Source organism: Paenibacillus gorillae, from assembly GCF_000513275.1.
Taxonomy (GTDB): Bacteria; Bacillota; Bacilli; order Paenibacillales; family Paenibacillaceae; genus Pristimantibacillus; species Pristimantibacillus gorillae.
The window spans coordinates 109,167-125,002 of record NZ_CBVJ010000093.1 but is presented as its reverse complement, the minus strand read 5'-3'; the positions used below and the strand labels follow the sequence as shown (position 1 = coordinate 125,002).

The window sequence follows — 15,836 nt, the reverse complement described above, 5'->3', positions numbered from 1 at the left end:
TACATATGAACCACTGGACGATTCAAAACGATCAAAGAGGGCTGCTGTTCAAGAAGGGCAGCTATGTTCGTCTGCTTACACCGGGGAACTACCGGTTTCTGCCTTGGTCCGGCTATTCCGTTGAAGTGCTGGAGCTTGCAAGACCTTTCGAGGTGCCAGGCAAGGAGCTGGAACTGTTTCTCCATGACAGCCTTCTGCTTGAGGAGCTGGTTATCGTCGATGTGCAAGATGATGAATATGTGCTGCATAACGAGGACGGGCATTGCAGGAGCATACTGATGAGCTCCGGCAAGCACGCCTTCTGGAAAGGTCTGAAGCAGCATACCTTTGTCCATTTCGATATCCGGCAGCCGGAGCTTCCGGCTAAGCTGAGTGCAGCCGTTCTCAAGAAGCTCGCCGGCCTCTATCATACGCATGAGATTGCCGACCGGGAGATTGGCTACCTGTTCTACGACAATGTTCTGCAGCGGGAGCTGGGGCCGGGCAAATACCGGTTCTGGAAGGGGCCGGTATCGACAGCGGTTCAAACGATCGATACGCGCCGCCAGCAGCTGGATCAGATTGGTCAGGAAATGATGACAGAGGATAAAGTGACGCTGCGGCTCAATTTCGTCTGTCAGTATAAGGTCGTAAATCCGCTCAAAGCACTGGAAATCAAAGGGTTCGAGGACCAGCTCTACATCCAGCTTCAGCTTGTATTGCGGGAATATGTCGGTATGCTTAAGCTCGATGAGCTGCTGCGCACAAAGCAGGAGATCGGGACGTTCGTGCTGGAGAGACTAGAGCAGAAGGGCGAAGAGTATGGCGTCGAGTTTTGCTCCGCGGGTGTTAAGGATATTATTTTGCCCGGAGAGGTTCGGGAAATTATGAATACGGTGCTGCTCGCTGAGAAGAAAGCGCAGGCCAACCTGATTACCCGCCGTGAGGAGACAGCATCTACCCGCAGCTTGCTCAATACGGCGAAGCTGATGGATGAGAATGCGACCCTGTTCCGGTTGAAGGAGCTTGAGTTTTTGGAAAAAATCAGTGACAACGTCGGCAGTGTCTCGCTAACCGGCGGCGGCAATCTGCTGGAGCAGTTGAATCAGCTGCTGGGAGGCGGCAGACAGGCCAAGTCTATCGAATAGATTTCGTAGAGAAGGGGGAGATAGGCGATGGAGAAAGATTATACTAGCTTAATTCAGGATGAACTGGCGCGGATAGAAGGGGAGGAAGGCGTCCGGATCGTATATGCCTGCGAATCGGGCAGCAGAGCTTGGGGTTTTCCTTCCCGGGACAGTGACTATGATGCCCGTTTCCTCTACATTCGTCCTGTAGAGTGGTATTTGTCCATTACGGAAAAGCGGGATGTGATCGAGCGGCCGATCAGCAACATGCTTGATATTACCGGCTGGGATTTGCGAAAAGCGCTCCGGCTGTTCCGCAAGTCGAATCCGCCGCTGCTGGAGTGGCTGCAATCGCCTACGGTTTACAAGGAAACCGGTTCAGCAGCGGAGGCGTTACGAAGCTTGTCGCCGCTCGCTTTTTCCCCAAAAATCATGCATGTACCATTATTTAAATATGGCGAGAGGCAATTATCGTGATTATTTGCAGGGAGACCGGGTTCGGTTGAAAAAGTATTTTTACGTGCTTCGGCCGATATTAGCTTGCGAATGGATCGAGAAGCGCAATGAAATGCCGCCGATTGCATTCCAGGAGCTGATGAAGGAGATTATGCCTCCAGACAGTGAGGTTGGCATGGAGGTAAGAGGGCTGTTGGAGCGAAAGCGCGCAGGAGAGGAATTGGACAGCGGCCTGCCATTGAAAGCGATAAATGATTATTTGGAGGAACGGATTCGTTATTTCGGGCAAGCGGCTTCAGAGGCACCGGCAGTTCATGAGGATACCGAACAAGAGCTGGACATTCTCTTCCGCCAATTGTTGACTGAAGCGTGGCAGACGGATTGAAACGGCCTGCCAATAAAAGGATTGACAGCCAATCAAACAATCGTTACACTAATCATATATATCCGCTAGGATTAATTGGTTATTATAGTGATCACACAAACTATCATTGCGAAGCAGTTCACCAGAACACTGGAGACTGATCGGATTCCGTATGGAATTCCGTCAGTCTCCTTTTTATTTTTCAAGGGAAAAGGATGGGGTGGAGACATGGGAGAGCAGGGAAAAAAAGAATGGAAATTCGATACGCTGCAGGTGCACGGAGGACAGACGGCAGATCCGACAACCGGTGCGCGGGCGGTGCCGATCTATCAAAGCACCTCCTTCGTCTTCAAGAGTACGGATCATGCGCAGGCGGTCATCAACTTCGATGAAGCCGGCAATACGTACTCCCGCATTGGCAATCCGACTAATGAAGTGCTGGAGCAGCGGATCGCAGCGCTGGAAGGAGGAGTTGGCGCATTAGCTGTATCTTCCGGTTCAGCAGCCGTAACTTTCTCGATTATCAATATCGCCGAAGCGGGTGATGAGGTGGTGTCTGCCTCAACGCTTTATGGAGGAACCTACAATCTGTTTGACGTCACACTGCCGAAGCTGGGCATCCATACGACCTTCGTCAATCCGGACGACCCGGAAAACTTCCGCAAGGCGATCAAGGAAAAAACGAAGGCGCTGTTCATCGAGTCGATCGGCAATCCGGGCTTGAACATCCCTGATATTCAAGCCATTGCCGACATCGCTCATGAGCATGACATTCCGCTTATTGTCGATAATACGTTCGGTTCGCCCTATTTGATCCGGCCATTCGAGTACGGCGCCGACATTGTCGTTCACTCCGCAACGAAGTATATTGGCGGGCACGGTACGACGATCGGCGGACTTATCGTCGATGGCGGCCGCTTCGATTGGGAGAACGGCAAGTTCCCCGGCTTCACGAATCCGGACAGAAGCTATAACGGCTTGAAGTATGTCGAGAAATTCGGAGAGCTGGCCTATATTACAAAGGCTCGCATTCAATATTTGCGTGATATCGGCGCATCGCTTAGTCCGTTTAATGGATTTCTGCTGCTGCAGGGGCTAGAAACACTTTCCTTGCGGGTCGAGAAGCATATCAGCAATACGAAGCAGATTGTTGATTACTTGAACGGTCATCCCGAAGTCGCTTGGGTCAATTATCCTGGGCTCCCGGACAGTCCTTATTACGAGCTGTCGCAGCGGTATTATCCGAAGGGGCCGGGATCAATTTTCACATTTGGGTTAAAAGGCGGATATGAGGCGGCTAACATATTCATCAACCATTTGCAGCTGTTCTCTCATCTTGCCAACGTGGCTGATGCCAAGTCGCTCGTTATCCATCCGGCCAGTACAACGCATGCGCAGCTGTCGCCTGAGGTGCTGCTGCAGACGGGCGTCGGACCGGATTTGATCCGCTTGTCGATCGGGATTGAAGATCCGGGAGATTTGATTGACGATCTGGAGCAGGCGATACAAGCAGCAGCGCAGTCCGGGGCTGCGGACGGCGTTGTCAATTCAGCGGGCGCAGCAGGTTAAAGGAGGCGGGAATGAAAGAATGCCGGAACGAGCACAATGGCTGGAAATAGAGCAAGAGCTTGATGTACCGGTAACGATGCGGGACGGAATCAGGCTGCTGGCGGATATTTACCACCCCAAGGAAGGAGGGCCATACCCGGTTCTCCTTATGCGGACGCCTTACAACAAAGCGGATGCGCAGACGATGAACTATGCGCATCCCTCCTGGTATGCAAGGCAAGGGTATATCGTCGTTATTCAGGATACTAGGGGCAGATGGCGCTCGGAAGGAGATTTCCAGCCCTATGAGAAGGAAGCGGATGACGGCTATGACACAGTGGAATGGGCGGCTGCCCTTCCTAACGCTTTGCCGAAGGTCGGCATGTACGGCTTCTCTTATGTCGGAGCGGTCCAATGGCAGGCGGCAGTCAACCGTCCGCCCCATCTGACATGCATCGCGCCCGGCATGATCGGCTCCGATGCCTATCAGGGCAAAGCTTACCGGAATGGAGCCTTTGCATTAGCGCTTTCGCAATCCTGGGTATTGTTCGCTGTGCAGGACACGGCGCTTAGGCGCAACCGGTTGGATTGGGCAGCGGAGCTTGGCGCGCATTACGCCGGAATACATAGCGTCTACCGCAAGCTGCCATTGACCGCTATGCCAGATGCCGTAAAGGAGACGGCGCCCTATTATTTCGAATGGTTCGATCATCCGACCCGCGATGCCTATTGGACGAAGCTGTCGCTTCGCGAGCAATACGAGCGGGTTCAAGTTCCGGCCCTCCATATCGGGGGCTGGTATGACATTTTCGTCGACGGTACGATCGATAATTTCAATGGTGTCCGTCAGCATGGCGGTACGGCTGTTGCCAGAGGCCATCAATATTTGCTAATTGAGCCATGGTTCCATATGCCTTGGTCGCGATATGTCGGCGAGCTGGATTTCGGAGAGGAAGCATCCAACCGGATTGACGCGCTGCAGCTCGAATGGTTCGATTACTGGCTGAAAGGGATACGCAGCAATCGTTTTGAGCAGCAGCCAGCAGTTCAATATTTCGAGATGGGCAGCAATCGCTGGCGGACGTCAGAGAGCTGGCCGGTTCCCGGAACGAAAGTGACGCCTTACTATTTGCGCAGCTCGGAACGGGCCAACTCTATTAATGGGGACGGCGTGCTAAGCTTGACAGCGCCCGCCGCTGAGCTACCGGACGTCTATGTGTATCATCCGTCGATTGCGGTACCAGCTTTGGGAGGGCGGTCGGGCGCCGTTCCTGATTTAACCCCGATGGGGCCGAAAAACCAGCTGCCCGTCGAAATTCGCAACGATGTGCTCGTGTATACATCGGCAAAGCTGGAGCGGGAGCTAATCATAGCAGGGGAAGTTACGATCGAGCTGTACGCAGCGACCAGCGCAGAGGATACCGATTTTGTCGCCAAGCTTGTTGACGTTTACCCCGACGGCAGAGCCTACAATATCGCGGAGGGCATTATTCGCGCGAGTTATCGCTATGGCCTAGACAGGCGGGAGGCGGTGCCGCCAGGAGAAGTCATCACGTATGCCTTCTCGCTTGGTCCTACAGCCTACGCTTTTAAGCCCGGGCATGCTATACGACTGGATGTGACCAGCTCCTTGTTCCCGACCTTTGACCGTAATCCCAATAAACTGGTCAACCCTGGTCAGGCGACCGAGGCGGACTTTGTGACGGCGACACAAACGATCTATCACGATAAAGCACGTCCATCTAAAGTGTGGCTGCCCGTCGTTCAGCGTTAGCAAGTAAATGGGGCAATAGTAAGAGCAGCAGGAGGCAAACATGCAGAAAACGTTTATTTGGTTCGACTTAGGCTATACGCTCGTCTATCAGAATCGGGAGCCGCTCTATCAGCAGTTTCTATTGGAAGAGGGAATTAATAAATCACTGGAAGAGATAGAAGCAGCCTATCATGTAACCGACAAGCTGTTCATGCGGCAATATCCGGGAGCGCTGGGCAGGGGGCTGCATACCTTTTACCCCTGGTATATTGGCGTGTTGAACTATACGCTCCAAGTCCGGTTCGATCTTCATACACAGGCTGCAAGACTGCATGAGCTGCAGAAGGAGGAAGACGAGCTGACATGGCGTGCGTTTCCATTCGTCCGGAACGTATTCGATGCATTGAAGAATCAGGGGTATGGCATCGGCCTAATCAGCAATTGGGATGCGGGCTGCAAAAGCGTTCTGGAAGCCAATGGGCTCATCCATTATTTCGATGAACTCATCGTCTCCTCCGAGGTGGAGCTGGAGAAGCCGGATGAACGAATTTTTACGTTTGCCATGGAGAGGGCAGGTGTCAGTCCGGAGCAATGCGTCTACGTCGGCGACAATTATTATGACGATGTGGTGGGCAGTGCAAAGGCAGGAATGGACTGTTACTTAATTAACCGGTTCGGGAGACTGGGAGTCGAGGAACTGCAATATGACCGGCTTATTTCGTCTATTCAGGAGCTTCCTGCATTGCTTCGACTGCTTCGGCAGCAGGGAGAGAGTGCGGTTACCAGTCGTACAATCAGCAGTCTTCACTTCGAAACTTAATTCAAACCTATTATTGAAGGGGATAGAAACATGTTGAACAACAAACGTCATTATTTATTGGTAACTATCATTGTATTGCTTTCGCTCGTAACGGCCGCATGCGGCAGCAGCAACAGCGGCGGAAACGGCAATAAGAATAACAGCAGCGGGAAAGAGACAGCGGCTCCGAGTGCAACTGCGGAGCCGAAACAGGAGGAGAACAAAGCGGAGGGCGGTAAAGTTGAGGGCGGCAGCGTCGTCGTATCGATTCCGCAGGATTTGGACTATCTCGACCCTCATCTGGCTGTAGCGGCGGGTACGCAGGAAGTATTATTCAATGTGTTTGAAGGACTGCTCAAGCCTAATGAAAAAGGCGAGCTGTATCCGGCAATCGCAGAATCGTACGAGGTGTCGCCGGACGGACGTGTTTATACGTTCAAGCTGCGCTCCGGCGTGAAGTTTCATAACGGCAATGCAGTGACAGCAGAAGATGTGAAGTTCTCATATGACCGTCTGGCAGGAACCGCGACGGGCAAGCCTCTATCTCCTGCATTCAACAGCGTGGAGTCCATCGAAGCACCTGATGCCTCGACCGTAATTATTAAGTTAAAGGAAAACAATACCTCGTTCCTGACCTCCCTTACGGCAGCTGTTATTCCTAATGGCTATGAGGACAGCAATAAGAACCCGATTGGTACCGGGCCGTTCAAATTCAAGGAGTATTTGCCGGGTCAACGGATTAGTGTGGAGAAATTCGCGGATTACTACGTAAAGGGCGTTCCCGTACTCGACAAGGTTGAATTCCGCATCATTACCGACCCGGAAGCGTCGCTGCTCGCTTTGAAATCTGGAGAGGTGGACATCTATCCGCGAATCGGTACAGAGAAGCTGGAGGAGCTCGGCGATGATTTCCAGGCGGTAAGCGCGCCGCAAAATCTGGTGCAGCTCGTAACCTTCAATATTGACCGGAAGCCATTCAACGATATTAAAGTCCGCCAGGCGATCAATTATGCCGTTAATGTCGATGAGATTATTGCCGGGGTTGCGCTGGGCAAAGGAACGAAGCTTGGGTCCAATCTAAGTCCTGTACTAGCGAAGTACTATCAGGAGGGACTGGAGGATACGTATGCAACGGACATCGAGAAGGCGAAGAGTCTGCTTGCCGAAGCGGGATTCAAGGATGGCTTTGAGACGACATTATCCGTTCCTTCCAATTATCAGTTCCACGTCGACACCGCTCAAGTTATTGCACAGCAGCTGGGGAAAATCGGCGTTAAGGTGAAAATCGAGCCGGTCGAATGGGCCGTGTGGCTGGAACGCATTTATAAAGGAAGAGATTATGACCTGACCATTATCGGCTTGGACGGCAAGCTTGATCCATATCAGATTTTGAATAAATATTTATCCGACTCGCCAAACAACTTTTTCAATTATAAAAGCACGGAGTTCGACAGCACGCTGCAGTCGGCGGTTGCCGAGGTCGATGATGCTAAGCGCGTAGCACTGTACAAAAAAGCGCAAACGATACTGGCTCAGGATGCGGCGGCTGTATACATTATGGACCCGAATCTGAATGTCGCGATTAATAAAAAGCTGGCCGGCTATAAGCAATATCCGCTCTATGTACAGGACCTGTCGACCGTTTACTTTACGAATTAAAGGGAAGCGAGGATGAATTACTTTGTGCGGAGGCTGCTAACGCTTCTGTTGACGGTGTTTTTTGTCGTGACGCTAACCTTTGCGGCTTTTCGGATCATACCGGGCAACCCTGCGCTTACGATATTGGGCACGGAAGCATCCGATGAGCAAATTGCGCTGCTGGAGGCGAAGCTCGGCATTAACCGGCCGCTTCCGGAGCAATTTATCGATTGGCTGAGGGGAGCGGCAGCGCTTGATTTCGGGCAATCGCTCCGTTTCTCCGAACCGGTGCTGAAGCTGATTGGGGACCGGTTTCCCGTCACGATCAGCTTGGCGTTGCTCGCTCTGACAATTACAATTGCTGTTGCCGTGCCGCTGGGCATTGCCGCAGCGCGTTCGAAGGGGAAGGCAGCGGATATGATGATCTCTATCGGCACGCAGCTTGGCCTTGCGATTCCTTCCTTCTGGATGGGGATTGCGCTCATACTCGTATTTGGCCTTGTGCTTCGCTGGTTTTCGGTCAGCACTTATGTGCCATGGTCGGAGAATCCATATTTGGCCTTAAAGTCGCTGCTGCTGCCAGCCATTGCGCTTGCGGTGCCGCAGATTGCAATCGTCGTCCGTTATTTGCGCACGACACTGCTGGAGCAATTGAATCTGGATTATGTGAGAACGGCACGAAGCAAAGGATTGAAGGATCATTCTGTACTTTTCCGGCATGTGCTGCGCAACGCCCTGCTCCCCGTTATTACTGTGGTCGGCATTAACTTTGGCGAGCTGCTGGCTGGCAGTCTCGTCGTGGAGCAGGTATTCACGCTACCGGGGTTCGGCAGTCTGCTCATTACGGCGATTGGCAATCGCGACTATCCGCTGGTACAGGGGATGATTCTTCTTATCGCTTTCATCGTTGTGGCTGTTAACTTTGTCGTCGATCTGTCATACCGGATACTTGATCCAAAAATCAGAATGAAATAGGGGCTTTGCCATGAACAAAAAAGCAAGCTTCAGCCTGCTGCTCGGCATAGCCTTCGTCGCGCTGCTGCTGGCCGTTATGCTGACCAGTTTGTTTTATACGCCGTACGATGCCAATGAAATGAATATTGCCGAACGGCTGCAGGCGCCCAGCGCCAAACATTGGCTTGGCACCGACAATTTCGGCCGTGATGTGCTCAGCCGGATTATGGTAGGGGCACAGACTGCATTTCTGGTCGGTTTGCTGTCGGCGGTAATCGGGCTGGTATTCGGCTTCATTATCGGGACGGCAGCGGGCTATACCGGCAAATGGCTGGATGAGCTGCTCATGCGCGGTATCGACGGGTTGCTGGCTTTTCCCGGCATCTTGCTGGCGCTGCTGCTTGTTTCCATCTTTAAGCCAAGCATGTCGCAAACGATACTGGCAATTGGTGTCTTATCGATCCCGTCGTTTGCCCGCGTCGTACGAAGCGGCGTGCTCCAGCAGAAGGAAGCGGAGTATGTGAAGGCAGCCAAGGGGCTGGGAGCCGGCCACCTGCATCTTATCTTCAAACAAATATTGCCGAATATGATTTCGCCGATACTGACGACGGCGGCGCTCAGCTTCTCGGCTGCTATTCTAATTGAAGCTGCGCTCAGCTATTTGGGCCTCGGCGTACAGCCGCCCGATCCCAGCTGGGGGCGCATGCTGAACGAAGCGCAAAGCTTTATCCGCAAAGCACCGTGGTTTACGCTGGCACCGGGCCTATTTATTATGGTGACAGTGCTTGGCTTTAATCTGTTAAGCGACGGTATTCGCGATTTAAGGGATACCCGGCAATGACCGTGAAGAGGGAGGTGACGTTATGAATCCGCTGCTCGATATTCGGGAGCTGCGTCTGGAGCTGCAGCGTACACGCAAGGAAAGCGTGGCTGTTCTGGACGGTCTATCGCTTTCGGTCGGAAAAGGAGAAACCGTTGGCATCGTTGGCGAATCCGGCTGCGGCAAAAGTGTGCTCTCACTGTCCATCCTCGGCCTGCAGCCGAATGCGATGCGTATTACAGGCGGTGAGATATGGTACAAGGAAGAGTATCCGCTTCATGACCTGAAGCCTCGTGACATAAGGCGTTACCGGGGAAGCGAGATTGCGATGGTGTTCCAGGACCCGATGAGCTCGCTCAATAACGGCTTGACCGTGGGGGCGCAAGTCACTGAGATGTTCCGGCTGCATGCCGGCTGCTCTCGTGCGGAGGCAAAGGAAAGGGCTATTGCGCTATTTCGCAAAGTTGGCTTGGCCCGCCCGGAAGCGCTGCTGAAGGAATACCCCTATCAGCTGTCTGGCGGCATGCGGCAGCGGATTATGATTGCAATTGCAATCAGCTGCAATCCTGGCTTGCTTATTGCCGATGAACCGACAACGGCGCTGGATGTTACCATTCAGGCGCAAATTCTTGATCTGATGCGGCAGATTCGAGATGAGAACGATACGGCTATTATGCTCATCTCGCATGATCTGGGCGTCATTGCGGATATGTGTGATCGTATCGCCGTCATGTATGCTGGACAGATCATAGAAGAGGGACCGGTCGATGCCATCTTCGAGGAGCCGCGTCATCCGTATACGATTGGCCTGCTGCAGTCAATCCCTGCGCCGTCCAAGAAGCAGGAGAAGCTGTTTTCGATTCCCGGCACCGTGCCGGGGCTGGCGGAGAGGCAAAGCTTGGGATGCCGTTTCGCGCCCCGCTGCGGAATGGCTGTGAAGCATTGTTACACAGAGGCGCCGCCATTGTTCGGAGCATCTCCAGGTCATGCGGCAAGATGCTGGCTGCTGGCCGAAAGAGGAGGGCAAGCCGATGCCATCGTCAGCTGAGCCGCCGATTATGGAATTAATCGATATTCGCAAGCAATATGGAAGCAGCGTTTTGCGCCGCAAGCATACGGTTCGCGCCGTAGACGGCGTATCGCTGGCGATTAAGCCGGGGGGAAACGCTGGGGCTTGTCGGCGAAAGCGGCTGCGGCAAATCGACGGTTGGTCAGATCGCCGCCAGACTGCTGGAGCCAAGCGGCGGCAATCTGCATTTTAAAGGCCAGTCACTAGAGGGGCGGCTTAAGGAAGCGAAACGGCTTCGTCAGCAAATACAATATGTGTTTCAAGATCCGTATACCTCGCTGAACCCGAGTCATACGATTGGAACAATTCTAGAGCAGCCGCTTATTATTAATCGTCTGGGTGACGGCAGCAAGGGAAGAAAACATCTGGTTAAAGAGATGCTGCGAAAAATCGGTTTAGATGACTGGCATGCCGATAGCTTTCCGCATCAGCTTAGCGGCGGACAAAGACAGCGGGTTGGCATTGCCCGGGCGCTGATGCTTAACCCGGAGTTCATCGTGCTGGATGAGCCGGTATCGGCGCTTGACGTATCGGTGCAGGCGCAAATATTGAATTTGCTGAAAGAGCTGCAGCAGGAGCTTTCATTAACTTATTTATTCATTTCGCATGATCTTAACGTCGTTCATTATATGAGCGACCGGGTTGCGGTCATGTATTTGGGCCAAATTGTCGAGCTTGCCGGCGTTCAGCAATTGTATGAGCGGCCGCTGCATCCCTATGCGCAAGCGCTCGTATCAGCGATTCCGACGGAGAACAGACAGACTAAGCGGGAACGGATTGTACTGCAGGGGGAACTCCCTAGCGCCTCTGAGCGGCTGAGCGGCTGCACATTTCGAACGAGATGTCGGCATGCGCATGAGCGATGCGCGGCCGAGCAGCCGAGTCTGGCCGAACGGGAGCCCGGCCACTGGGTTCGCTGCCATTTGCATTCCCTTGCTTGAATAGACGGAGCCAACAAGGCTGAGATTCCCGGTTAACCGGGAAATCTCAGCCTTGTTTTCCTCTTTTGTACAGGCGGTGTATAATGGGGAACGAATAGTCAGATCGGTATAGAAAAGGAGTCGATGGGATGTCCCGGGAAATTCGCTCGAATGAGCTCATGGCGCTGAAGGAAATTGCAGAAATGCTCAATACGTCGAATGAGATGGATCTCATCCTTAATGATGTGCTCGTTAAGCTGCTGGATGTAACCGGCTTTTCGACGGGCTGGATTTTTCTGCTTGACGATGATACACCCGGTAATGAGTGTGCAGCCTCGCATAATTTGCCGGAGGCGCTGACCGTCGGCAACTACGCGCTAATGTGCGGCGAGGATTGCTGGTGTGTAGAGCGCTACCGCGAGCGCCAGCTGCATCAAGCGGTTAACATTATTGAATGCCGGCGGATTAATTATGCAGTCGCCCATCAAATCGGAAGCACAGAGGGCATTTCACATCATGCGACAGTGCCGCTGACGGCAGGCAAAGACCGGTTCGGCCTGCTTAATGTTGCCCAGGCGGGCAAAGATCATTTCAATGAAGAGGAGCTCGCGCTGCTCCAAGCGGTCGCGTTCCAGATCGGAACCGCGATCAAGCGGATACGCTTATATCAGGCACAGGAGAAAAATGCAATGCTGTACGCGAAGCTTGGCGATGTGATTCAGACGCTGAATGCGATTCAGAATGGCGATCAGCTGCCGCTTCAAGCGGTTAAGCTAATCGGAGAAGCTTTCAATTGGCCGCATGTCTCCTTCTTTGTCTATGAAAGGGATCTTTCGTTACGGGCTCATTATACGAATGGCCGGGTAAACAAGGATTGGCGCTCGCTAGAGCTCCATAAGGCAGGACCGGTTAGTACCGCCTTTCACGAAAACCGGCTCGTCATCGAATCCAATGGTGCATTGGAATCCTGTCATTCGCTGGCGGCTATCGGCATTCCGCCTTATGTCTCAGCAGCAGCTATTCCGCTGCGGATTCGCAACCGGACGATCGGCGTACTGTTTGTCAGCAGTCCAAGCAGCAAGCAATTTGATGAGCTGCATGAGGACTTCATGTATTCGCTTGGCGATCATTTCACCCTGAGCATGGAAAATCTGCGTGTCTACGAGCAGCGACGTGAGTTGGCTCGTATGGAGGAGCGGAACCGGATGGCGCGGGATTTGCATGACTCTGTCATTCAGAAAGTATTTTCTCTCTCCTTCCTGGCGAAGGGAGCAGAGACGGTGCTGTCCGGCTCAGGCGGAGCGCCTGTCGTGAAGGAATCACTGCAGGAAATTCAGCAATTGGCTCAGGAGGCACTGAAGGAAATGCGCGGTTTGATCTGGCAGCTTCATCCCCCGGGTCTTGAGAACGGATTGCTTCCTGCCTTGAAGCAGTACGGGCAAGGAATGAACCTTGATATATATGCTCAGGTCGACGGGGTGAAGGAGCTTCCGCGGGCCGTCGAAGAAGCGTTGTGGCGAATCGGCCAAGAAGCGCTTAACAATGTAAGGAAGCATGCTGGAACATCCGAAGCTTATGTTCGTCTTGTAAAAACAGATCTGTCGGCAAGTCTGGAAATTATGGATAAAGGCCGCGGTTTTTCGATGGAACGCAAAAAGTCGGACCTGACGATGGGCATGATGTCGATGAGGGAACGTGCGGAGTCGCTCAACGGCCAACTGACGATTCAAAGCGGCAAAGGAAAACCGACGATCGTGAAAGCTGAAATTCCAATTACGGCAGCAGAAGAAATATGCAGCGAGAATGAGGGTTTAGTGTGAAAATAAAAATATTGCTGGTCGACGACCATCAAATTGTGCTGAAAGGCATTTCCTTTTTTCTAAGCATGCAGCCTGACTTTGAATTGGTTGGAGAGGCGCAGAACGGCAAGGAAGCGGTCGAAAAAGCGGGAGAGCTGCAGCCGGATATCGTACTGATGGACTTGAACATGCCCGTTATGGATGGTATCGAGGCAAGCGCGCAAATTGCGGAGCAGCACCCTCATATTAAAGTGCTTGTCTTGACGAGCTTCTCCGACCGGGGTCACATCCTGCCTGCACTCCAGACGGGAGCCATCGGCTATATGCTGAAGGATGTGGAGCCCGAGCAGCTGGCAGAGGCGATCCGCAGCGCTTATATGGGTAATATTCAGCTGCATCCCGATATATCGGCAGCCTTGCTTCATCAATTGCAGCCGCAGACCGCGCAGCCAATGAGCAGCGGAGTCTCTATTATGCCGGCGCAGACAGGAGCGGAGGCGATTGAGGCGTTAACGCCGCGGGAGCAGGAGGTGCTGCAGCTGCTCACGAAAGGGCTCAGCAACAAAGAAATTGCGCATACACTGGTTGTCGCTGAGAAAACGGTGAAGACGCATGTAAGCAATATACTGGGGAAATTGCGTCTGTCCGACCGTACGCAAGCGGCGCTTTATGCCGTGCACGCTCTTCATCCGCAGGAATAAGCAGCTTGCTTCGCATTAGTCTTACGTCTATAGTCTTACGACTAGTCCTCCGTCTTCGGAGGGCTTTTTTGCGCAATATTTCGGCCTAATTACCGATGTGCGGCTGCTATTTTCGTACTAAACTACAGGTAGTTACAAAAAGTTAGTGCAACTATCGCTAACTACAATAATTGCTTGATGCAATTAATATTAAAATCACATTATGTGGAGGGAATTTACTATCATGAGTACTGTACTTTTCGTCAAAGCAAACGATCGTGACATCGAGCAAGCGGTTAGCGTTAAATTGTATCAAGCATTTTTGGATAGCTACAAAAAGAGCCATCCTGAAGATACGGTCATTGAGCTTGACCTGTTCCAGCAAGAGCTTCCTTACATGAATGCCGACATGATCAACGGTAATTTCAAAGCCGCTCGCGGTTACGACCTGACGCCTGCTGAGCAAGCGCAAGTTGAAGTGTCTGGCAAATATATCGATCAATTTCTGGCAGCAGACAAAGTCGTATTCGGCTTCCCGCTTTGGAACCTGACGATCCCTGCTGTACTGCACACTTATATCGACTACATCTATCAAGCAGGCAAAACGTTCAAATACACCGAGCAAGGTCCAGTTGGCCTTATTCCGGACAAAAAAGTCGCATTGCTTAACGCACGCGGCGGCATCTACTCCGAGGGTCCAGCCGCAGCAGCGGAAATGTCCCATAACTATGTGAAAAACATCATGAGCTTCTTCGGTGTAACGCAATTCACTGACGTTATCGCAGAAGGCCATAACCAATTGCCGGCTCAAGCAGCTGAAATTGTGGCAAACGGCGTTGCTGCTGCTGAGAAAGCTGCAGTAAGCTTCTAATTGGCTGTTCACGAACAGATAATAGCGGAAAGGGCAAGCGGGTGTCTGTATACACCTTGCTTGTCCTTTTTCCTCTCCGGGAGAATGGAGATGATCAATGCAGCTCGGATACGAGGGTAATGAAATGGCGTCCTGCCTGGGACAGGTAATGATCTTTCAGCCAAATGAGGCCCGACGTAGAGACATGCGGTGATACTTCGATCTCAAAGGCATGAATGCGGGGCGTATGGTGCAGCTTGAGGACGGTAGCCGGCACAATCGACGAAGCGAAGCCAGTGGAGACGAATTCCATCAGCAGGGCGATGTCAGAGCATTCGCCGAGCAGCCGGGGTGTAACCTTCGCACTGGCGAACTGTTCGACGATGCGGTGGTAGATGCCCAGACCCTCCGTGCTTGGCAGCATGAGCGGGTAAGGCTCGATCGTCCGGTAGTTTACCGGCTTACCCTCCAGGCCGCTGGGATCGGACGTGACGAAGTAAAACGGTTCTCCTTGGAGATGCAGAACTGAGAACTCGCTCAGCTCCAGCGGCAGCCGGACGATAGCCAGCTCGATTTCTCTTGAACGGACTAGTCTGCATAGCTGAGAGGATTCATTTTGCTGAATTTTGTACGTAATGTTGGGAAACTGCTGCTTATAGCGGAGCATCAGCTCCGGGAGCCGGGCATCCGACAGCGTATTGATTCCGATCGTCAGCTTTCCCCGGACGCCTTGTCCCGTTTCTTGCACTTCCTTCTGGCATTCTTCCATTTCCTTTGTAATCTTAAGCGCTTGCCGGTAAAGTGTCTTGCCGGCGTCTGTCAGCTCGATCGTCTTGCCGATACGGTGAATAAGCTGTACGCCAAGCTCGATTTCCATTTTTTTAAGCTGCTGGCTTAGCGGGGGCTGGGCCATATGCAGCTTTTTGGCTGCGGCGGTAATGCCGCCTTCTTCTGTAATCGCTATAAAATAACGCAGCTGGCGGAGATCAAGTCCCAATTTAAGCGTCCTCCAATCGTAAACAATCCATATGTTAAAAGTATCGTATTTCAATTTTAATAATATTTTTCATATTATGATGC

The 15,836-nt window shown here is 52.5% G+C and carries 13 protein-coding genes and 3 pseudogenes; 15 read left to right on the top strand and 1 reads right to left on the bottom strand.

Annotated elements, in window-relative coordinates; translation table 11 throughout:
* The first annotated feature begins 5 nt into the window (after nt 1–5).
* The 15 genes and pseudogenes from TY10_RS16455 to TY10_RS16395 all read left to right on the top strand — a co-directional run bounded on the left by TY10_RS16455 (nt 6) and on the right by TY10_RS16395 (nt 14,777).
* Complete coding sequence (locus TY10_RS16455) at nt 6–1,127, top strand: slipin family protein (RefSeq protein WP_042165671.1); 1,122 nt, start codon at nt 6–8, stop codon at nt 1,125–1,127.
* A 27-nt stretch (nt 1,128–1,154) separates the two neighbouring features.
* Nucleotides 1,155–1,947, top strand: a pseudogene (locus TY10_RS16450) (nucleotidyltransferase domain-containing protein).
* Nucleotides 1,948–2,154: 207 nt separating this feature from the next.
* A complete protein-coding gene (locus tag TY10_RS16445; protein ID WP_042165669.1) occupies nt 2,155–3,495 on the top strand; it encodes an O-acetylhomoserine aminocarboxypropyltransferase/cysteine synthase family protein in 1,341 nt (446 codons plus the stop codon).
* A complete protein-coding gene (locus tag TY10_RS16440) occupies nt 3,410–5,248 on the top strand; it encodes a CocE/NonD family hydrolase (RefSeq protein WP_238327692.1) in 1,839 nt (612 codons plus the stop codon). Before TY10_RS16445 ends, TY10_RS16440 begins: the two co-directional genes overlap by 86 nt.
* 40 nt (nt 5,249–5,288) lie before the next feature.
* Nucleotides 5,289–6,047, top strand: coding sequence for an HAD family hydrolase (locus tag TY10_RS16435; RefSeq protein ID WP_042165665.1), 759 nt, complete (start codon nt 5,289–5,291; stop codon nt 6,045–6,047).
* A 30-nt stretch (nt 6,048–6,077) separates the two neighbouring features.
* Nucleotides 6,078–7,685 (top strand): ABC transporter substrate-binding protein, encoded by a 1,608-nt coding sequence (locus tag TY10_RS16430; RefSeq protein WP_042165662.1) that lies wholly within the window; start codon nt 6,078–6,080, stop codon nt 7,683–7,685.
* Between the two features lie 12 nt (nt 7,686–7,697).
* The gene (locus tag TY10_RS16425; RefSeq protein WP_042165659.1) at nt 7,698–8,639 is read left to right on the top strand and encodes an ABC transporter permease; all 942 of its coding nucleotides are present in this window, start codon (nt 7,698–7,700) and stop codon (nt 8,637–8,639) included.
* A 10-nt stretch (nt 8,640–8,649) separates the two neighbouring features.
* A complete protein-coding gene (locus TY10_RS16420; RefSeq protein ID WP_042165656.1) occupies nt 8,650–9,459 on the top strand; it encodes an ABC transporter permease in 810 nt (269 codons plus the stop codon).
* A 22-nt stretch (nt 9,460–9,481) separates the two neighbouring features.
* On the top strand, nt 9,482–10,486 hold the full coding sequence (locus TY10_RS16415; protein ID WP_042165653.1) for an ABC transporter ATP-binding protein: 1,005 nt from the start codon (nt 9,482–9,484) through the stop codon (nt 10,484–10,486).
* Complete coding sequence (locus tag TY10_RS31630; RefSeq protein WP_238327681.1) at nt 10,470–10,700, top strand: hypothetical protein; 231 nt, start codon at nt 10,470–10,472, stop codon at nt 10,698–10,700. The genes TY10_RS16415 and TY10_RS31630 overlap by 17 nt, the downstream gene beginning before the upstream one ends.
* Entirely contained in the window at nt 10,606–11,448 is an 843-nt protein-coding gene (locus TY10_RS16410; protein ID WP_238327709.1) for an ABC transporter ATP-binding protein, read from the top strand. The genes TY10_RS31630 and TY10_RS16410 overlap by 95 nt, the downstream gene beginning before the upstream one ends.
* 128 nt (nt 11,449–11,576) lie before the next feature.
* Nucleotides 11,577–13,247, top strand: a complete 1,671-nt coding sequence (locus TY10_RS16405; RefSeq protein WP_042165650.1) for a GAF domain-containing sensor histidine kinase — start codon at nt 11,577–11,579, stop codon at nt 13,245–13,247.
* Nucleotides 13,244–13,667 (top strand): annotated as a pseudogene (locus TY10_RS32590) (response regulator); the annotation flags it as partial. The gene TY10_RS16405 and the pseudogene TY10_RS32590, both read left to right, overlap by 4 nt.
* Nucleotides 13,668–13,729: 62 nt before the next feature.
* Nucleotides 13,730–13,927: pseudogene (locus tag TY10_RS32585) on the top strand (response regulator transcription factor); the annotation flags it as partial.
* A 223-nt stretch (nt 13,928–14,150) separates the two neighbouring features.
* Complete coding sequence (locus TY10_RS16395) at nt 14,151–14,777, top strand: FMN-dependent NADH-azoreductase (RefSeq protein ID WP_042165645.1); 627 nt, start codon at nt 14,151–14,153, stop codon at nt 14,775–14,777.
* 94 nt (nt 14,778–14,871) lie between these two features.
* Here the strand turns inward: TY10_RS16395 and TY10_RS16390 are convergent, their stop codons facing one another.
* A complete protein-coding gene (locus TY10_RS16390; RefSeq protein ID WP_042165642.1) occupies nt 14,872–15,753 on the bottom strand; it encodes a LysR family transcriptional regulator in 882 nt (293 codons plus the stop codon).
* Nucleotides 15,754–15,836 lie beyond the last annotated feature (83 nt).